This is a genomic window from Dyella sp., assembly GCF_051962475.1.
Taxonomy (GTDB): Bacteria; Pseudomonadota; Gammaproteobacteria; order Xanthomonadales; family Rhodanobacteraceae; genus Dyella_A.
Window position 1 is genome coordinate 1 of record NZ_JBQCCF010000031.1, and the last position, 18,082, is coordinate 18,082.

The 18,082-nt window shown below is 69.1% G+C and carries 20 protein-coding genes, 1 tRNA gene and 1 other RNA gene; 15 read left to right on the forward strand and 7 right to left on the reverse strand.

Annotated features, from left to right (window positions below; all coding sequences use genetic code 11):
- From ACTHJF_RS06340 to ACTHJF_RS06350, 3 genes are all read left to right on the forward strand, one after another.
- Positions 1 to 437, forward strand: a 437-nt coding sequence (locus ACTHJF_RS06340; RefSeq protein WP_440266381.1) for a GIY-YIG nuclease family protein, incomplete at its 5' end; no start/stop codon positions are given.
- 93 nt (positions 438 to 530) lie between these two features.
- A complete protein-coding gene (locus ACTHJF_RS06345; protein WP_440266382.1) occupies positions 531 to 2,429 on the forward strand; it encodes an HAL/PAL/TAL family ammonia-lyase in 1,899 nt (632 codons plus the stop codon).
- Positions 2,430 to 2,505: 76 nt separating this feature from the next.
- Positions 2,506 to 2,904 carry a DUF6165 family protein gene (locus tag ACTHJF_RS06350; RefSeq protein WP_440266383.1) on the forward strand — a complete coding sequence of 133 codons (399 nt, stop codon included), beginning with the start codon at positions 2,506 to 2,508 and terminating at the stop codon, positions 2,902 to 2,904.
- A 118-nt stretch (positions 2,905 to 3,022) separates the two neighbouring features.
- Here the strand turns inward: ACTHJF_RS06350 and ACTHJF_RS06355 are convergent, their stop codons facing one another.
- Positions 3,023 to 4,066 (reverse strand): glycosyltransferase family 9 protein, encoded by a 1,044-nt coding sequence (locus ACTHJF_RS06355; protein WP_440266416.1) that lies wholly within the window; start codon positions 4,064 to 4,066, stop codon positions 3,023 to 3,025.
- A gap of 26 nt (positions 4,067 to 4,092) precedes the next feature.
- On the opposite strand from ACTHJF_RS06355, the gene ACTHJF_RS06360 reads away from it, so the two are divergent.
- The 9 genes from ACTHJF_RS06360 (at position 4,093) to ACTHJF_RS06400 (ending at position 9,786) form a co-directional block, all read left to right on the forward strand.
- A complete protein-coding gene (locus ACTHJF_RS06360) occupies positions 4,093 to 4,857 on the forward strand; it encodes a 3-deoxy-D-manno-octulosonic acid kinase (protein WP_440266384.1) in 765 nt (254 codons plus the stop codon).
- On the forward strand, positions 4,854 to 5,612 hold the full coding sequence (locus ACTHJF_RS06365; RefSeq protein ID WP_440266385.1) for an MBL fold metallo-hydrolase: 759 nt from the start codon (positions 4,854 to 4,856) through the stop codon (positions 5,610 to 5,612). Before ACTHJF_RS06360 ends, ACTHJF_RS06365 begins: the two co-directional genes overlap by 4 nt.
- A 139-nt stretch (positions 5,613 to 5,751) precedes the next feature.
- A tRNA-Ser gene (locus ACTHJF_RS06370) sits at positions 5,752 to 5,844 on the forward strand.
- 57 nt (positions 5,845 to 5,901) lie between these two features.
- Positions 5,902 to 5,998, forward strand: an RNA gene (gene ffs, locus ACTHJF_RS06375) — signal recognition particle sRNA small type.
- 242 nt (positions 5,999 to 6,240) lie between these two features.
- The gene (gene dnaX, locus ACTHJF_RS06380) at positions 6,241 to 7,953 is read left to right on the forward strand and encodes a DNA polymerase III subunit gamma/tau (protein ID WP_440266386.1); all 1,713 of its coding nucleotides are present in this window, start codon (positions 6,241 to 6,243) and stop codon (positions 7,951 to 7,953) included.
- Positions 7,954 to 7,973: 20 nt separating this feature from the next.
- Complete coding sequence (locus ACTHJF_RS06385) at positions 7,974 to 8,297, forward strand: YbaB/EbfC family nucleoid-associated protein (RefSeq protein WP_440256703.1); 324 nt, start codon at positions 7,974 to 7,976, stop codon at positions 8,295 to 8,297.
- Positions 8,298 to 8,412: 115 nt separating this feature from the next.
- Positions 8,413 to 9,015 (forward strand): recombination mediator RecR, encoded by a 603-nt coding sequence (gene recR, locus ACTHJF_RS06390; protein ID WP_440266387.1) that lies wholly within the window; start codon positions 8,413 to 8,415, stop codon positions 9,013 to 9,015.
- On the forward strand, positions 9,012 to 9,422 hold the full coding sequence (locus tag ACTHJF_RS06395; RefSeq protein ID WP_440266388.1) for a GNAT family N-acetyltransferase: 411 nt from the start codon (positions 9,012 to 9,014) through the stop codon (positions 9,420 to 9,422). The genes recR and ACTHJF_RS06395 overlap by 4 nt, the downstream gene beginning before the upstream one ends.
- A gap of 19 nt (positions 9,423 to 9,441) precedes the next feature.
- Positions 9,442 to 9,786, forward strand: coding sequence for a histidine triad nucleotide-binding protein (locus tag ACTHJF_RS06400; protein WP_440266389.1), 345 nt, complete (start codon positions 9,442 to 9,444; stop codon positions 9,784 to 9,786).
- Between the two features lie 68 nt (positions 9,787 to 9,854).
- On the opposite strand, the gene ACTHJF_RS06405 is transcribed toward ACTHJF_RS06400, so the two are convergent.
- Genes ACTHJF_RS06405 through ACTHJF_RS06420 form a run of 4 tightly spaced genes read right to left on the reverse strand, consistent with a single transcriptional unit; the run spans position 9,855 to position 14,360 of the window.
- Positions 9,855 to 10,451, reverse strand: a complete 597-nt coding sequence (locus ACTHJF_RS06405; protein WP_440260637.1) for a Slp/YeaY family lipoprotein — start codon at positions 10,449 to 10,451, stop codon at positions 9,855 to 9,857.
- 44 nt (positions 10,452 to 10,495) lie between these two features.
- A complete protein-coding gene (locus ACTHJF_RS06410) occupies positions 10,496 to 12,472 on the reverse strand; it encodes a transglutaminase TgpA family protein (RefSeq protein WP_440266390.1) in 1,977 nt (658 codons plus the stop codon).
- Positions 12,469 to 13,422, reverse strand: a complete 954-nt coding sequence (locus ACTHJF_RS06415) for a DUF58 domain-containing protein (protein ID WP_440266391.1) — start codon at positions 13,420 to 13,422, stop codon at positions 12,469 to 12,471. Before ACTHJF_RS06415 ends, ACTHJF_RS06410 begins: the two co-directional genes overlap by 4 nt.
- Positions 13,422 to 14,360: an AAA family ATPase gene (locus ACTHJF_RS06420; protein WP_440256692.1), complete on the reverse strand. Its 939-nt coding sequence runs from the start codon at positions 14,358 to 14,360 to the stop codon at positions 13,422 to 13,424. The genes ACTHJF_RS06415 and ACTHJF_RS06420 overlap by 1 nt, the downstream gene beginning before the upstream one ends.
- A 41-nt stretch (positions 14,361 to 14,401) precedes the next feature.
- On the opposite strand from ACTHJF_RS06420, the gene ACTHJF_RS06425 reads away from it, so the two are divergent.
- The gene (locus ACTHJF_RS06425) at positions 14,402 to 16,012 is read left to right on the forward strand and encodes an ArnT family glycosyltransferase (RefSeq protein WP_440266392.1); all 1,611 of its coding nucleotides are present in this window, start codon (positions 14,402 to 14,404) and stop codon (positions 16,010 to 16,012) included.
- A 10-nt stretch (positions 16,013 to 16,022) separates the two neighbouring features.
- Here the strand turns inward: ACTHJF_RS06425 and ACTHJF_RS06430 are convergent, their stop codons facing one another.
- Positions 16,023 to 16,604 (reverse strand): Maf family protein, encoded by a 582-nt coding sequence (locus tag ACTHJF_RS06430; RefSeq protein ID WP_440266393.1) that lies wholly within the window; start codon positions 16,602 to 16,604, stop codon positions 16,023 to 16,025.
- On the reverse strand, positions 16,601 to 17,047 hold the full coding sequence (locus ACTHJF_RS06435) for a hypothetical protein (RefSeq protein ID WP_440266417.1): 447 nt from the start codon (positions 17,045 to 17,047) through the stop codon (positions 16,601 to 16,603). The genes ACTHJF_RS06430 and ACTHJF_RS06435 overlap by 4 nt, the downstream gene beginning before the upstream one ends.
- A 209-nt stretch (positions 17,048 to 17,256) precedes the next feature.
- On the opposite strand from ACTHJF_RS06435, the gene ACTHJF_RS06440 reads away from it, so the two are divergent.
- Together ACTHJF_RS06440 and rpmF are read left to right on the forward strand one after the other, a co-directional pair.
- Positions 17,257 to 17,733 (forward strand): YceD family protein, encoded by a 477-nt coding sequence (locus ACTHJF_RS06440; protein ID WP_440266418.1) that lies wholly within the window; start codon positions 17,257 to 17,259, stop codon positions 17,731 to 17,733.
- Between the two features lie 36 nt (positions 17,734 to 17,769).
- Positions 17,770 to 17,964 (forward strand): 50S ribosomal protein L32, encoded by a 195-nt coding sequence (gene rpmF, locus ACTHJF_RS06445; RefSeq protein ID WP_423255471.1) that lies wholly within the window; start codon positions 17,770 to 17,772, stop codon positions 17,962 to 17,964.
- The last annotated feature ends 118 nt before the right edge of the window (positions 17,965 to 18,082 follow it).

Consider the following 18,082-nt stretch of genomic DNA (forward strand, 5'->3'; position numbering starts at 1 on the left):
CAGAAAAAGCGTTAAAACATATTCCCCGCCCCCCAATTGGCTATTTGTTTTCCGTTTTTCGGGTTATTGACGGCGAGGAAGTGGTGCGTCATCGAGTGGAAGGGACACCCGCCATTCATTGCTTACAAAAGGAGACACGGATGCCTCCCAGACAACCCGCCGTGTACATCATGGCCAGCGCTGAGCGCGGCACCCTGTACATCGGCGTGACCGGCGACTTGAAACGTCGAGTTTGGGAGCACCGTGATGGCATCGTCGAAGGGTTCACCCAACGCTACGGGCTGATGCGATTGGTGTGGTTCGAACATCATGCTGACTTTCCGGCTGCGATCGCCCGAGAAAAGCAGCTCAAGAAGTGGAATCGCGCCTGGAAGCTGGAACTGATCGAGAGCACCAACCCGGCATGGTGCGACCTGTGGGTCGATCTGCTGGACTGAGAAAAACCCGCCGTCCTTGGCTGGCCACAGCACATTCGCAACGAACAACGCCCGCCTGGGCAAAGCGCTTCAAACGATACCCCGGAGTCTTTCGTGAGCCATACCATCATCCTGGACGGCAGCAGCCTCACCCGCAAGCAACTGGTCGCCGTTGCCCGCGGCGGCGCATCGGTGCAGCTCGACCCGAACCAGCTCGCGCGCGTGCAGCGCGCGGCGGACTTTCTCGCCGACAAGGTGAGCTGCGGCGAGCCGACCTACGGCGTCACTACCGGCTTCGGCTCCAATGCCGACAAGCTGCTGGGCGCGCATCGCCTGCGTGACGAGCTGCCGGGCGGCAACCCGCACCAGCCGGAAGGTACGCTGCTCGACGAGCTGCAGCACAACCTGATCATCACCCACGCCGTGTGCGTGGGTAAGCCGTTCGCCGAGGACGTGGTGCGCGCGATGCTGGTGATCCGCATCAACACGTTGATGCGCGGCCACTCCGGCATCCGCGTGTCCACGCTGCAGGCGCTCACCGCCATGCTCAACGCCGGCATCGTGCCCGTGGTGCCGGAGAAGGGCTCGGTCGGCGCCAGCGGCGACCTGGCGCCGCTGTCGCACCTGGCGATCGTGCTGCTGGGTGGCGGTGAAGCCTTCTACTGTGGCGAGCGCATGCCGGGCGCCGAGGCGCTGAAGCGCGCGAAGCTGGAGCCGATCCGCCTGTCGTTCAAGGAAGGCCTGGCGCTCAACAACGGCACCGCGCAGATGCTGGCCACCGGCGCGCTGGCGCTGGACACGCTGGAGCGCCTGCTCGATACCGCCGACCTCGCCGCGGCGATGACCCTGGACGCCTTCGCCGGCCGCAGCGGCGCGTTGCGCGAAGAGGTGCACGCGCTGCGCCCGCATCCGGGTCAGGTCGAGACCGCTGCACGCGTGCGCGGCCTGCTCGCCGGCTCGACCCTGCTCGACATCCCGTACCACCTCGTGCCGCGCTTCCGGCAGTGGGCTGCCGATGCGTGGAGCGCGCCGGAAGACCAGGCGCTCAGCTTCGACATCGGCTGGGAGTGGGTGCCGGCCAACCAGCGTCACGGCCGCGAGGCGTTCTACAGCCGCTTCCTGCCGTTCAAGGGCGGCAAGAAGCACCAGCCGCAGGACGCCTACAGCCTGCGCTGCATGCCGCAGGTGCACGGCGCGGTGCGTGACGCCTGGGCCCAGGCCTGCCGCGTGTTCGACATCGAGCTGAACGCCGTCACCGACAACCCGCTGATCTTCCCGGACAACGAGGCGGCGCAGTTCATCGAGGAGCAGGTGATCTCCGCCGGCCACTTCCACGGCATGCCGCTGGCGCTGGCGATGAGCTACGTGAAGGCGGCGATCCCGGTGCTGGCCTCGATCTCCGAGCGCCGCCTCGCCAAGCTGGTCGACCCGGCCACCAACGACGGCCTGCCCGCCTTCCTCACCGGCAACGAGGACGCCACCGATTCGGGCTTCATGATCGTGCAGTACACCGCCGCGGCGCTGGTCAACGACCTAGCCACGCGCGCGCATCCGGCCAGCGTCTACTCGGTGCCGACCAGCGCCAACGCCGAAGATCACGTGTCGATGGGCGCCAACGAGGCACGCCACGTGCTCGACATGTGCGAAGACCTCGGCCACGTGCTGGCGCTGGAGCTCTACACCGCCGCGCAGGCGCTGGACTATCGCCAGGAAATGCTCAATGCCGCGCGCCGCCTGGCCGCCCGCGGCGACTGGCGCGCGTTGGCCGCCAAGATCACCAATGCGCCGCGCGAGGACAGCCCGCATCACGCGCAGTTCGTCGAGGAAGTGAAGGCGTTGACCGCCGCGCTGGCCGAGGTGGGTGACTACCACGCCGGCGCCGCCGTACGCCGCGCGCACGAGCGCTTGCGCCAGCACATCGGCTTCATGCACCGCGACCGCGCGATGGACGGCGACGTGCGCACGGTATGCGAGCTGATTGCGCGCGGCGCGGTGCTGGACAGCGCGGCCTGACCCGGCGCCCGGCTATCCTGTTGCGCTGATTTCCCCGGTGCGCCGCCCGGCGCACCGCACGATTGCGGAGTTTCCGATGAGCCTGATCCAGACCCCCGTTTCCTTCGGCGAGCTGATCGACAAGATCACCATCCTGGAGATCAAGTCGCAGCAGATCCGCGACCAGGCCAAGCTGGCCAACGTACGCACCGAGCTGGACCTGCTCAGCGCCACCTGGGCGGCGCATCCCGCCTCGCACACCGACATCGCCGACGAGCGTGCCCGCCTGCTGGCGGTGAACCAGGCGCTGTGGGACATCGAGGACCACATCCGCCTGAAGGAAAAGGCCCAGGCCTTCGACGCCGAGTTCATCGAGCTGGCCCGGTCGGTGTACTTCCGCAACGACGAGCGCGCCGCGGTGAAGCGCGAGATCAACCTCAAGCTCGGCTCGCAGCTGGTGGAAGAGAAGTCCTACCAGGACTACCGCGCCGTCTGATCGATCCAAATCACGCAGGAGCCCGCTCGCGGGCGATGCTTTTGCTTTGATGTCGATCCAGAGCGAAGAGCATCGGCCGCGAGCGGGCTCCTACATGGAGTAGGACGTGGTGGCTGGGTCAGGCCAGGCCGAGGTGGGTGGCGGCGGCCTCGAAGCGTTCGATCACGTCGTCCACGGTGATCAGGTCCATCACGCCGGGTTTCTCGATCTTCGCGCCCCAGTCCAATGCGCTGGCGGGCTTGCCGAGAAACTGGCGTGCAGCATCGTCGTAGCGGTTCACGCACCAGCGGCGATCGGAGTAGGGGCCGGAGCGATCCGGGTTGCTGGCCGCGTGCAGGCCGAGCACCTTGGTGCTCACCGCATTGGCCATATGCATGGGGCCGGAGTCCGGCGTGAGCAGGAGGTGCGTGCGGGCGAACATGGCCAGCGCGCGCTTGAGCGTGTCCTTGCCGGTGAGGTCCAGCGGCGCGTGCCGGCAGGCGGCGAGCACCGCATCGGCCATCGTGCGCTCGAGGGTGGACGGGCCACCGACCAGCGCCACGCGCCAGCCCTTGTCCATGGCGTGGTCGATCACCGCCGCGTAGCGTTCAGTGCGCCAGTTGCGCAGCGCGTGGCTGGATGTGGGGCTGACCAGCAGGGTGGGGCGTTCGCCCGGTAACTGCTCCGCGGCCCAGGCGCGGTCGGCGTCGGCAATGGGAATGTCCCAGCGCACTTCGGCCTGCTTCAGGCCCAGCGGTTCGCAGAAGCTGCCGATGGCGTCCAGCACGTGCTCGCCGCTGCGCGCCGGGATGCGCTCGTTGACCACCAGGCTGTGCAGGTCCTTCGAGCGGGCGCGGTCGTAGCCGATGCGTCGCTCGGCGCGAATGCCCAGGCTGAGCAGGTTGGAGCGCAGCGCCACCTGCATCTGCAGCAGGGCGTCGAAGCGCTCGCCCTTCAATTCCGCGTGCACGGCCCGCATGCCGGCGCGGCCGGCGGATTTGTCGAAGGTGACGAAACGTACGCCCGGCAGATCTCCGACCAATCGACGTTCCAGCTTGCCCACGATCCAGGTCAGTGCCGTAGCCGGCAACGCATGTTGCAGGGTGCGCACCAGCGGCACGACGTGGGTCACGTCACCGATGGCGGACGTGCGCAGCAGGCAGATCGAGGCGGGAGCGGACATCGGCATGGGATAGAATCGGCGGGGCCATGAATGCAGACAGCGCGCCAGACAAGCCGGGCACGATCGTGCGGGAACAGCTCCGCCGGAATGCGGAAGGCGTGATTCTGTTCGACCCCGGGGTGTCGCCACAAGTCGACCACGATTGGTTCGATCCGGATCACTGGCGTCGCCACGGCGTGCTGCAGGCGCAGCCGGGCGGACGCGGGGGCGTGGCGGTGATCGACACGCCGGCCGGCGAGTGCGTGCTGCGTCATTACCGCCGCGGCGGTGCCGTGGCGGTGCTGATGGGCGATCGCTATCTGTGGAGCGGCGCCTCGCGCACGCGCTGCTTTGCCGAGTTCCGCCTGCTGCAGGCGCTGTGCCGCCTGGGACTGCCAGTGCCCGAGCCGGTGGCGGTGCGCTATCGCCGGCGCGGCCTGTGGTACAGCGCCGATCTGATTACCCGTCGGATTGCGCGCGCCGAGACGTTGGCCGAGCGCATGACCGTGGCCGGCATCGGAGCCGAACTGGCCGAAGAAGTGGGCGCCCTGGTGGCGCGCTTCCACCGCGAAGGCGTGTGGCATGCCGATCTCAACGCGCACAACATCCTGATCGCCCCGGCCGGCCTGTACCTGATCGATTTTGACCGTGGTCGCTTACGCGCGCCGGCGGACGGCTGGCGACTGGCCAACCTGCAGCGCCTGCGCCGTTCGCTGATCAAGCTCGGCGCGGCCGAGGGACGCGAGGAGGCGTTCGACAGCGGCGTGTGGGCGTCGGTATTGCGCGGCTACGAGCGGACCTTCAGCGCATGAGCTGGGTGCTGCATTTCCTCGGCACCGGGGCGGCGCATGCGGTGGAGCTGGGATCGTCGGCGGCGGTGGTGGAGCGCGATGGCGAGCCGCTGCTGCTGATCGACTGCGGGCCCGACACGCTCGATCGCTATGCCGCCGCCTACGGCGGCGTGCCGAATGCGTTGTACATCACGCACACGCACATGGACCATGTGGCGGGGCTGGAGCGGCTGTTCTTCAAGCTGTGGTTTGATCCGGCGCGACGTGGCCGCGTGCGGATATTCCTGCATGCCGAGCTGCTGCCCTGGCTGCAGATGCGCGTGGCCGACTACCCCGGTGCGCTGGCCGAGGGCGGGGCCAACTTCTGGGAGGCGTTCCAGTTGGTGCCGTGCACGCGCGGGTTCTGGCTGGACGGCCACTGGTTCGACGTGTTCGCCACGCGCCATCACCGGCCGGGCACCTCGTTCGGGCTGGCACTGCAAGGCAGCTTCGTCTACACCGGCGACACCCGGCCGATTCCAGAGGTGCTCGCGGTGCACGCGGTGGGCGACGCGCGCGTAGCCCACGACTGCGGTTTGGTGGGCAATCCCTCGCACACCGGCATCGACGACATCGAGCGCGAATACGACGGCGCGCTGCGCGCCCGGCTGGTGCTTTATCACTATGGCAGCGCCGCCGATGGCGAGGCCTTGGAGTCCCGCGGCTATACCGTGGCGCGGGGTGGCGATCGCCTCACGCTCGCCACCCCACCAGCGGCCCGCGCCGACGCCGGCTGAATGCCGCCGCGCTTGTCTCGCCCCGGGCCTGCCGCTATCCTTCCGCCTCTTTGCCGGGTCGGCCCGACCGGCACGCACGACGGACCTCCGGTCCTGAGTGCGTTGCGACGCTGCAGGATGCACGTCGGGAGCGTTTTGCGGAGAGATGTCCGAGTGGTTGAAGGAGCACGCCTGGAAAGTGTGTATACGGCTTATCCCCGTATCGAGGGTTCGAATCCCTCTCTCTCCGCCAGTTTTTGAAAGTCTGCCTTGGCCGCCTGGCCATCGCGCTGAACGTCTATGGTGGCCCCGTCGGTCCCCCCGCGACGATAGTCCGCAAACCCCGCCAGGTCCGGAAGGAAGCAACGGTAGTGGATGATTCGGGTGCCGGGGTGTGGCTGGCGGGGCTGCCGCCTTTTCGGCCCCCGTTCCGGCGCGCCGAGGCGCTCTGTATCCCGATGGCGTGGCCACCGCAGCGGCTGACTTGCCGGCGCCGACTTGGCACAATCGGGACTCGCCCCAAGATCTGTCGGCCTCCGCACGACGCACCACGATTCGTGGCGCCGTCTGCGGCGGCCGCCGATACAGCGGCAGGCGAGCGGCCCGCATCCGCGGGCGGCGCATGAACGTCACGAGCAGGCTTTAACGCATGTCCTATCAGGTCCTCGCGCGCAAGTGGCGCCCCCGCAAGTTCGCCGAGCTGGTGGGCCAGGAGCACGTGGTGCGCGCGCTGACCAACGCGCTCGACACCGGTCGCATGCATCACGCGTATCTCTTCACCGGCACGCGCGGCGTGGGCAAGACGACCATCGCGCGCATCTTCGCCAAGTCGCTCAACTGCGAGCGCGGTGAGTCGGCCGATCCGTGTGGCGAGTGTTCGGTCTGCACGGCGGTGGACGCGGGGCGCTTTGTCGACCTGCTGGAGATCGACGCGGCCAGCAACACCGGCGTGGACGACGTGCGCGAGGTGATCGAGAACGCGCAGTACGCGCCCTCGCGCGGCCGCTTCAAGGTGTATCTGGTGGACGAGGTGCACATGCTGTCCAAGCCGGCGTTCAATGCGCTGCTGAAGACGCTGGAAGAACCGCCGCCGCACGTGAAGTTCCTGCTCGCCACCACCGACCCGCAGAAGCTACCGGTGACGGTGCTGTCGCGCTGCCTGAAGTTCAATCTCAAGCGCCTGCTGCCGGAGCAGATCTCCGGCCAGATGCGGCACATTCTCGCCGCCGAGAACATTGCCTACGAAGACGCCGCCATCGTGGAACTCGCCCGCGGCGCGGACGGCTCGCTGCGCGACGGCCTGTCGCTGCTCGACCAGGCGATTGCCTACGGCGGCGGCGCGCTCAAGGCCGACGACGTGCGCGCCATGCTCGGCAGCGTGGCGCGCGGCCAGGTGCTGGGCCTGCTGCAGGCGCTGGCGGCCGGACAGGGCGAGGCGCTGATGCTCGAATGCGCGCGCATCGCTTCCTACTCACCCGACTTCGGCGGCGTGCTCGACGACGTCGCCGCGGTGCTTCATCGCATCCAGCTGATGCAGCTGGTGCCGGGCTATCAGCCCGAGTCCGGCGACGAGAGCGCCGCTGCGGAGCTTGCCGAGCTGGCGAGCCAGTTCGCGCCGGAAGATGTGCAGCTGTACTACCAGATTGCCACCACCGGCCGGCGCGACCTCACGCTCGCTCCGGATGCGCGTACCGGCTTCGAGATGGCGGTGCTGCGCATGCTGGCGTTCCGGCCCGGCGAGGCGGCGGATGCCGCCTCGGCGCCGCCGCGTTCAGTGCCGGCGCGCGCGGCGCCGGTGACGGCCTCGGTATCCAGCGTGGTACGGCCGCCGATGGAGCGCCCGAGTCCTGCGCCGGGGCCGGCCATGGCCGCCGCCGAGGCCGCCGAGCGTGCCGTTGCCAGCGTGCCCGCGCCCGCATCGGCTCAGTCGCCCGCGCCGGCGCCGGCACGCCATGCGGTGCCGGTCGATGCCCGCGGGCTGCCGGACTGGGCAGCCTTGATCGATCAAGCTGGCCTGCGCGGACCGCTCGGCCAGCTCGCGCAGAACGCGGCGCTGCGCGAACGCGACGGCCAAACGCTCACCCTGGTGTTGCAGGAATCGCACATGCACCTGGCGGTCGAGCCGATGGTCAGTCAGATGGAAGAACAGATCGGACGGGCGCTCGGCGAGCGCATCCGCCTGCGCTTCGTCAGCGACGCCAGCGCGGCCAGTCACACGCCGGCGGCACGAGCCGCCGAGGCGCGCGATGCCGCGCAGGCGCGTGCGGAACAGTCGATCGACGAAGATCCCCTGGTGCAGGCGCTGAAGCGCGACTTCGGCGCCCGCGTCGTACCGCAATCCATCAAGCCCGTGTCGGGCTGAGCACATATCGGAGTACACCCATGAGAGGACAGATCGGCCAGCTCATGCAGCAGGCCCAGCGCATGCAGGAAGACATGAAGCGCGCGCAGGAAGAACTGGCGCGGATGGAAGTCACCGGCAGCGCCGGCGGCGGCCTGGTGACCGTGGTGATGACCGGTGCGCACGAAGTGCGCCGCGTGCAGATCGACCGCAAGCTGTTCGCCGACGATCCGGAGATGGCCGAGGACCTGGTGGCGGCGGCGATGAACGACGCGGTCAACAAGGTGGCGGCGGCAAGCAAGGATCGCCTGGGCGGGGTCACCGCCGGGATGAACCTGCCGCCGGGCTTCAAGATGCCGTTTTGAGAGCAGGAGTGAAGGGAGAGGAGTGAGGGGCGAGAGAAAGCCACGTCTCGCGATCCGTCTTTCGTATCTCACTGCTCACTGCTCACTGCTCTTCCCTCACTACTCGAATCTCCCCATGTCATCCGCATCCCCCCTGCTTGCCGAACTCATCGACGCGCTGCGCTGCCTGCCCGGCGTGGGCGCCAAGAGTGCGCAGCGCATGGCATTTCATCTGCTCGAGCGCGAGCGCGAGCGCGGCCTGAAGCTGGCCGGCGCGCTGGAGCAGGCCATGCAGCGCATCGGCAACTGCAGCCGCTGCCGCAATTTCAGCGAAGACGCCGTTTGTCCGCTGTGCGCCAGCGCCAGCCGCGACCGCCAGGTGCTGTGCGTGGTGGAATCGCCCACGGATCTTGCCGCTGTCGAACAGGCCACCGGTTACCGCGGACAGTACTTCGTGCTGCTGGGCCGGCTCTCGCCGCTGGACGGCCTGGGTCCGCGTGAGCTGGGCCTGCACCTGCTGACCGAGCGGCTGGCTGAGGGCGAGGTGGAGGAGCTGATCATCGCCACCAGCCCCACGGTGGAGGGCGAGGCCACCTCGCACTATCTCGCCCAGCTCGCCCGTGCCGGCGGCGTGCGCGCCACCCGGCTGGCGCACGGCGTGCCGCTGGGCGGCGAGCTGGAATACGTCGACCGCGGCACGCTGGCACATGCCTTCGGCAGTCGACAGGCGCTGGAATGAAACCGGCGCCGGAGCTGTCGCTGGCGATTCCCGGCGAGGACGAATACCTCGCCCTGCGCAGCGCCGCCGGCCTCAGCACCATGTCACCGGCCGGTGCGCGACTAGGCCTGCCGGCCAGCTGGTGCTCGGTCTGTCTGCGCCATGACGGCGAGCTGGTCGGCATGGGGCGAGTGGTCGGCGATGGCGGCCTGTTTCTGTTCGTGGTCGATATTGCTGTGGCGCCCGCGTGGCAGGGCCAGGGGCTGGGCCGGCGCATCATGCAGGCGTTGATGGACGAGGTGCATGCGCGGGCGCCCGTGCGCACCATGGTTGGGCTGATCGCCGATGGCACGGCGTACCGCCTGTACGAAAAATTCGGCTTCAGGCTGGTGGCGCCGGGGGCGCACGGTATGTTGCTGCGGCTTTGAACGAACGGGGAGTCACACCATGGGCGACACCATTTTCGGCAAGATCATTCGGCGCGAAATTCCCGCCGACATCGTCTACGAGGACGACGACGTGCTCGCCTTCCGGGACCTCAATCCGCAGGCGCCGGTGCACGTGCTGTTCATCCCGAAGAAGCCGATCGCCACGCTCAATGACGCCACGCCCGACGACGCGGCCCTGCTCGGCAAGGTACTGCTGGCCGCCGCGAATTACGCCAAGCAGGAGGGATTCGGGGAGAACGGCTACCGCACCGTCGTCAACTGCAACACCCACGGTGGGCAGACCGTCTATCACTTGCACGTGCACCTGCTGGCGGGTCGCAAGCTGACCTGGCCGCCGGGCTGACGGGATGCGCGACAGGCCCACAAGAAAAACGCCGGCGTGAAGCCGGCGTTTTTCGTTGCCGGGTTGGCTTACTTCTTCGGCGGCGGAGGCGGAACCGGCCGCGGCACGACGATGATGCGCGGCTGGCGCCAGTACGGGTCGCCCCAGTAGCCCGGCCCCCACGGGCCCCAGCCCGGGCCCCAGAACGGGTCGTAGAAGCCCGGAGGATAGTTCACCACGGCAGGGCGGCGCGGCCACAGGTAAACCACGTCGGCTTCCACGCGTGGGTAGGCGTAATCGAAGTCGCCCACCTTCTGCGACACGATGCCGTGCAGCGTGCCGGTGACAGTCAGTTCGCGGCCGCGGGTGAAGACCTCCGGATCGTAGAAGCCGGCGCGACAGGCCACGAAGCGACCCTGCTGCTGGTCATCGTCGCTGCGGGCGGAGCGCGGGCGCGCCTGCGCGTCCAGCGGGCGCGACAGCAGGTAGAAACAAGTCTCCTGCGGGCCCGGTTCGGTCTTGATGATCTCGCCGCCCCAGCGGACGCGGGTACCGCCGGCCCCGCCTTGCTGGGCACTGCTGGTGGAGATATCGGTGTAGGTGCCTTCCAGCGGCTTGGGCACCGTGGCACATGCGGCGAGCAAGGCGACGGCCGAAGCCAGCGTGATCGATCGGTAGACGGACATGGGTTTCTCCAGCTCAGGACGATGGCCTCGCCATCGCGTCAGTGTCATTGGACCACGCGCGACGGGTGAAAATCCCGCGCGGCGCGTTGAAAGGCCCGCAGCGATTCACGCGCCGGTTCGCTGCCGCCGTAACGCAACTGCAGGTACTGCTCCATCAACTGCTGCAACGCTTCGCGCTGGCCGGGCAGGGCGCGCGCGGCGCGGCGCAGATAGTGCTGCGGTCCTTCGCCGCGTCGACGCGCCACGCCGGCCTTGCCGAGCTTGCGCTCCAGCCGCCGCAGCCCGGCCAACGCCGGATCGATGCGCACCCGTCGCGCCATCGCCCAGGCCAGTCCGATCGAGGCGAACAGCACGCTGCCCAGCACCAGCAGCAGGGTCAGCATCTGCGTGTCGGTCTCCTGTACGCCGAACGGCGTGAGCAGGCCACGTTGGCGCAGCGCATCGAAACCGATAACGCCCTTGTCCCACCAGCGGTTGACGATGTCCCAGCGGTTGCGCAGCCCTTGCAGCCAGGCGTCTTGGTACCAGGGCCGGCTGCCGCCGTCGGCTGCGGCTGCGGCGCCCAGATTGACCCGCTCCGGCCGCACGGCGGCGGTGGGATCCGCGCGCACCCAGCCGCGCCCGGCGATCCATACCTCGCTCCAGGCGTGCGCGTCGGATTGGCGCACCAGCAGGTAGTTGCCGAGCTTGTTCCAGAAGCCACCCTGGTAGCCGGTGACCACGCGCGCCGGAACGCCGGCCGCGCGCATCAGCACGGTGAAAGCCGAGGCGTAGTACTCGCAGTAGCCCTCGCGGGTGGAGAACAGGAAATCGTCCATGGCGTCGCGGCCCAGCGGCGCGGGCGCCAGCGTGTAGCTGAAGCCACCGTTGTGGAACATATCGAGTGCCGCCCGCACGATCGCAGCCGAGTCGTCGCCGTAGCGCGTGCGCCATTCCCGGCCCAGCGCCAGCGTGCGGGGGTTGAAGCCCCGCGGCAGCTGCAGCGCGGCCAGTCGCCCGCGATCCAGCGTGGGCTGCAGCCGATAGTGCAGGGCCGAGGTGAGGTGGTAGGTGAGCGTGTCGTTCACCGGCTGTGCGCGCATCAGCATCCGCTCGCGCCGCAGCTCGGCGCCGTCAACGCTCTGCAGCGGCACGTCGAGCGCGGGCAGCACGCGCTGGCCGGTGGGCAGCAAGGTTACCGTGTAACCCACGCGGTCGGCCGGCTCGATCGGGTCGGCCGGACGGTTGGCGACGTCCACGGCGTGCCAGCTGGCGCCGTCGTAGTCCCACATCACGTAGGCGCGGAAATACAGCGAGGTGCGTGGCGGTCGGGGGCCGTCGAAGGCGACGCGCATGGCCGGGCTGTCGTCGATCAGCAGCTCGGTCATCGCGCCGGGCAACATCTCGTCGCTCAGGCCCGTGCGCGCGTCCTCCTTCTGCGGCGCGCCCCACAGCGGCGAGCTCAGCCGTGGCACCAGCGCGAAGGCGAACAGGGTCAGCGGCAGCGAGGCGACCAGCAGCACCAGACCGGGCAGCAACTGGCGCGGCAGGCTCACTGGCCGTTGCCCCGGTTCCAGCGCGCGCAGCGCGGCGAACACCGGCAGCAGGCCAACCGCCACGCCCAAGGTGACCAGCAGGCTCTGGTCGAACAGCAGGGCCGCCATCAACGCGAAGCAGGCGAACGCGATGCCGACGCGCGCGTCCCTGGGTGTCTCGCATTCCAGCAGCTTCAGCACCAGCAGACCCACCGCCAGCGCCGAGCCGGGGGCGCGGCCGAACACCGTGCCGTAGGTGCTCACGATCGCCAGCGTGAGCAAGGCGATCAGCGGCAGCTTGAGCCATGCCGGTGCCTTGCCCGGCGTGCGCCGACGCTGCCACCAGCGCAGCGCCAGCACGCCGCCGAGGCCGAGCGTGAGCCACCACGGCAGATGCGGTGCGTGCAGCACCAGCACGCCGAGGATGGCGAGTACGGTGAAATCGAAGGCGCGCCGGCCCAGCGGCGCGGCTGCGGATCGCGTGCGCAGGCGATCAAGCCAGCTCACGGCAGCAGCGCCAGGGCGCTCATGCAGCGCGCGTAGTGGTCGGCGCCGCTGCCCGGCGCGATCTCCTGCGTGGGCAGCCACAGGCTGTACCGTCGTCGCTGGGCGTGAGCCTCGCCGACCCAGCGCGCGAGCCGGGCGATACGCGACTCGTTGTCCAGATGGCCCAGCTCACGCCAGTCCAATCGCCACTCTTCATGCGATTGCGGCTGCTCGAAATCCTTCACCAGCAGGCCTTCGTGACGAGCGCTGGCTTTCCAGGCGACGTGGCGCTGCGGATCGCCCACGCGGTAGTCACGCAGGGCGGCAAGGTCGTCACCGCGATGCAGCCGGCGGCGGGCCGGATCTTCGTCTGGCGCCCGCGGGGCCGGGCCATGCGCTTCCGGCCGCGGCCACACCAGTACCGATTGCTCCGGATACAGCCAGCTCCAGGCGCGAAACATGCCCAGTGGCCAGGTGCTCCACACGCGCAGGCGTGGCAGCGCTTGCCAGCCGCGGAACTCGGTGGCGATGGCGAAGGCCACCTCGGCCTCGCCATGCGTCTCGATGATGAAAGACTGAGTGGCGTCTTCCATATCCACCCGCACCGACTCGCGCGGGCGCGCCGCGCGAAAAACCAGGTGCAGGTCGACCGGCTGGCCGGCGGACGCATGGCCGGCGCGGATATGCGCCAAAGTCACGCCGTCGAGCACGCGAAAAGCCAGCAACATTGAACTCATGGCTGCCGCGCCGAGCAGGCAGGTGAGCAGCAGCGCGGCGTTGTTGGTGTAGTTGAGCGAGCCGACCAGCATCACCAGCAGCAGCGCGCCAAAGCCCAGCCCGAAGCCGGTCGGCACGATGTAAATGCGCCGACGATGCAGTTCGATCGGCAGCGGCTCGGGGCGACGGTAGCGGGTCAGCGCCGGCAGGCGTCGTTCGGCCCAGCGCTGCAGGGCTTGCAGCGTTGCGGGCATCAGTCCACTGCCACCTCGGCGAGCAGTTCGCGCGCCAGGGCATCGCCGCTGCTGCCGCGACTGGGCACCAGTCGGTGGCCGGCGAGCGGCACGAACAGCGCCTGCAGATCTTCCGGCAGCACGTGGTTGCGACCGCTGAGCAGCGCCCAGCTGCGTGCCGCGGCCAGCAGCGAGAGGCCGGCCCGCGGCGACAGCCCCACGCGGATCTCGGTGTGCCGGCGGCTGGCCGCGAGCAGCGCCTGCAGATAGTCGAGCAGTGCCTGGCTGGTGGCGACGGCCTGCGCGCGCTGCTGCAGTTCGAGCAGGCCGGCGCCGTCGAGTTGCGGCTGCAGCTGGGCCAGCAAGCCGCGGCGGTCGCTGCCGGTGAGCAGGGCGCGCTCGGCGCCGGCATCGGGATAGCCCAGCGAGATACGCAGCATGAAGCGGTCGAGCTGCGAGTCGGGCAGGGCGAAGGTGCCGTTGAGGTCGAGCGGGTTCTGCGTGGCCACCACGTAGAACGGCACCGGCAGCGCGTGCGTCTGGCCGTCCACGGTGACCTGGCCTTCGGCCATCGCTTCGAGCAGCGCGCTCTGCGTCTTCGGCGTGGCGCGGTTGATCTCGTCGGCGAGCAGCAGGCCGGCGAAGATCGGGCCGGGATGGAAGCGAAACTGCGCCGTCTCGCGCTCGTATACGCTCACCCCGATAATGTCCGACGGCAGCAGGTCGCTGGTGAACTGCACGCGCTGGAAGTCGAGCGAGAAGGTGGCGGCCAGCGCATGCGCCAGCGTGGTCTTGCCCACCCCGGGCACGTCTTCGAGCAGCAGGTGACCGCCGGCGATCAGGCAGGCGAAGGCGAGCTTGACCTGACGCGGCTTGCCCAGCAGTACCTGGTTGACCTGGGTCAATGCGGCATCGAGCCGGCGCAGCAAGGGATCATCGCGGAGTGGAGTGGCGGACATGTGGTTAGGCAGTTCCCTGGCGGCGCACCGGAGCGCGATGCATGCGTGATCGATCCAGTGTAGTCGCGCCCGTCGCGCGCTGGCGAGCCGCTTTCGTGGTGGCTTTCGTCACACAGCTGCTGGTCAAGATCGTGCTCGCCGCCACGCTCGCACCCTTCAGCGACGAGGCGTTCTACTGGCAGGAAAGCCGGCACCTCGCCTGGGGCTACAGCGATCTGCCGCCGCTCACGGCGTGGCTGATCCGTCTCGGCGAAACCATTGCGGGGCATGGGCTCCTCGGCATGCGCTGGCCGTTCCTGCTGCTGGGGGCAACGCTGCCCTGGATCGTCATGCGGTTTGCGCGCGAGGCGTTCGACGTGCGCGTGGGTTGGCAGGCGGGCTTGCTGTGCCTGGCGCTGCCGCTGGCCGGGACGCTGGGCGTGCTGGCGCTGCCGGACGTGCCGCTGACGGTGGCGATCATGCTCGCCGTGCTGGCGCTGCAGCGGATGGCCGCGGCGGACCGCCGACGTAATGGGTTGCTCCTGGGCGTCGCACTCGGGTTCGCCTGGCTCACGCATTACCGCGCGGCGATGCCGATGCTGGTGGGTCTGGGCTTCCTGGCATTCGCGCCGCGCGGTCGCGCGCTGTGGCGGCGTGGCGGCCTGTGGCTGGCGCTGGCAGTGGCGTCGCTGGGGCTGATCCCGCTGCTGGTGTCCAACTGGCAGCAACGCGGTGCCGGGCTTGCCTTCCAGCTGGTCGACCGCAACCCGTGGCAGTTCCACACCAGTGCGCTGGTGCAACCGCTGGAGCAGGCGCTGGCCTGCACGCCGGTGCTGTACGCCTTGCTACTGTGGGCGGCGTGGCAGGCATGGCGACGCCGTCGTGCGGGTGCGCCGTGGGATGTCATCGCCTTCGTCGCGGTGGGCTTTCTCGGGCTTTATTTCGTGCTCGGCCTGTTTGCCGATGACCTGCGCTTTCGCGCGCACTGGCCGCTGCCGGGCTATCTGCCCCTGCTCGCCGTGCTGCCGGCCTTGCTGTGGACGGACCGCGCGATGCGCGGTGCTCGCCGCTGCTTGATGCTGGGGCTGGGCGTGGCGGTGCTGGGCCAGGCACTGGGACTGGCTTATCTCGCGCTGGCGGCGACGCCGGGCGGGGCGACGCGCCTGGCGGGATGGAAAGCATTCCCGTACGCCTTTGTCGGCTGGCGTGAGGCCGCGCTGCAGGTGGACATGGCGCATCCGGGAGACACGGCGGTGGTGGCGGACAACTTCGCGCTTGCCGCCGAACTGGATTTCGCGCTCGGCGGCACGCGGCCGGTCTACAGCCTCGACAGTCCGTTGAACATCAAGCATGGTCGCGCGCCGCAGCTGGCGATCTGGCATCGCGACGAGGCTGGCCTGCGCGCCGCGCATGCCGGCCAGCCGATGCTGCTGGTGGCGGAGGAGACCGCGCAGAGCGAACGCGAGCGGCTGGCCTGGCAGGGCACGCTGTGCCGGCATATCGGTGCGCCGCGAGCCGCGGGGCGGCTGGATCTCTACGACGGCCGCAAGCGCTTCGCGTTCTATCGGGGGCAGGTGCCGGCAGTGGCGCCTTCCACGTCACCGGCTTCGCCGGCCGAGCGCGAGGCCTGCCCGCTCTGGCGGGCCGCGCATGCGGCCGATACGGCGCGCTGATCGAACCTGCTCAGGGCACCGCGTGTCCGGCGGCTCGCAGCAGTCGCGCCAGGGCGATCAGCGGCAGACCGATCAGCGCGCTGGGGTCGGCGGTCTCGATACGTTCGAACAGACTGATGCCCAGTGCCTCGCATTTGAAGCTGCCGGCACAGTCCAGCGGTTGCTCGCGCGTTACGTAGCGGTCGATTTCGCTCTCGCCGAGCTCGCGGAACACCGCGCGGGTGAGGTCGACGTGGGTGTGCCGCTCGCCCGTGCGGGCGTCGAGCAGGCACAGCGCCGTGTGGAAATGCACCGTGCGCCCGCTGCTGGCACGCAGTTGTTCGCGCGCGCGATCGGCGGTGCCCGGCTTGTCGAGCACCTGGCCGCCCAGTTCGGCGACCTGGTCCGAGCCGATCACCAGCGTCTGCGGATGGGTTCGCGCCACCGCCTCGGCCTTGGCGACGGCCAGCCGCAGGGCTCGTGCCGAAGGGGCTTCGTCGGGCAGCGCCGCTTCATCGACACCCGGTGCGACCTGGGTGAACTCTTCCAGCAGACGATGCAGCAGTTCGGCCCGATAGCGCGAGGTGGAGCCCAGTACGACCGGCGCGGTCATGCGCCGGGGCCGCGGTGGATGTGATCGCGCATGGCGTTGTCCAGGTCGTGCTGGGCCTGGTTGAGCGCGCTCAGCAGGGGCTTGAGGCGGCTGCGCGTGTCGCGCATCGACTGCGCGGTGGCGTCGAGCTCCTGCTGGCTGGCCCAGGCGGAACAATCGCGGATCCACAGGCGCTGCTGCAGCAGGGCGCGCAGGCCGGCATCGATCGCCTGGCGCGCGTCCTTTTCGCTGGCCTGCGGCGCGTCCGGGTTGACCGACATCACGGCGTGCGCCTGCTGCAGGCCGCTGCGGCAGGTCTTGAGGTCGGCTTCGAGCCGGTCGGCCAGGTCCAGCAGGGTCTGCAGGCTGGCGTTGCGCTTCCACTCGCGCTTGCGCTGGTTGAGCAGCACGGCGACCAGCACGACCAGCAGCCCGAACAGGACCGCGCCGCCGGCTATCATCATCTGGGGAGTCACGAGGCTTCGATTCGCCTGAAAACGTCGGGCCGCCAGTCTGCCGCAAGCGGGGCAAGACAGGCAAAGCGCGGCTTCCGGGGCGTCCTGGCGCTGGCCACGGCCTCGCGGGCCGCTGCATTGTTGACTTGGCGCGGGCGCAAACCCATAATTTCGCGATTATGTCCGTGACACTGCCAGAGTCCGTGGACGCTTGGCGCATGGTCTCGGCGCGGCGTTCCTTCGTTGGAACGCTTCCTGTAGCCTCGATGCCCCGCCTGTGCGGGATGCTGGCAGGCAGCAACGGGGAGGTCGACTTCGAGCTGGAGTTTGGCCGCGACGAGCTGGGCATGGCGTATCTCGATGTTCGCGCCGAAGCGCCGTTGACGGTGACCTGTCAGCGCTCGCTGGAGTCGTTCGTGCTGCCGGTGGCGGTGCATAGCCGGCTCGGCCTGATCCGGTCGGAGCGCGAGGAGTCCGGGCTGTCGCCCGACTGCGAGCCGCTGCTGGTGGACGACGACGGCAAGCTGGCGCTCGCCGATGTCATCGAGGACGAACTGTTGTTGGCGTTGCCGCTGGTGCCGATCAATCCGGACAGCGTCTTGCCGGAAGAAGTGACAAGCCCGCCGACGGACGACAGTGCCGACGAGGGACGTACCGATAACCCGTTCGCGGTGTTGCGCGAACTCAAGAAATAACCCGCTCGAAACAAGCGATTACGTTGGAGATCCGCCATGGCCGTTGCCAAGAGCCGCAAGACCCCGTCCACCCGCGGCATGCGTCGTTCGCACGACAAGCTGAAGACCGTGCAGCTGTCGACCGACCCGACCAGCGGTGAGGTGCATCTGCGCCATCACGTGACCGCCGACGGTTACTACCGCGGCAAGAAGGTCATCGACACCGCCGTGGCGGCCGTCGAAGAGGATTGATCGGTCCCCCACGGGATTCCGGTGGCAAGCGGCGCGGCAACGCGCCGTTTTGCTTTTGTGCACAGGCGAACGTACTTTGTCGGTTCCGGTACGCCTTCCACCCCGGCGTGGACACGGC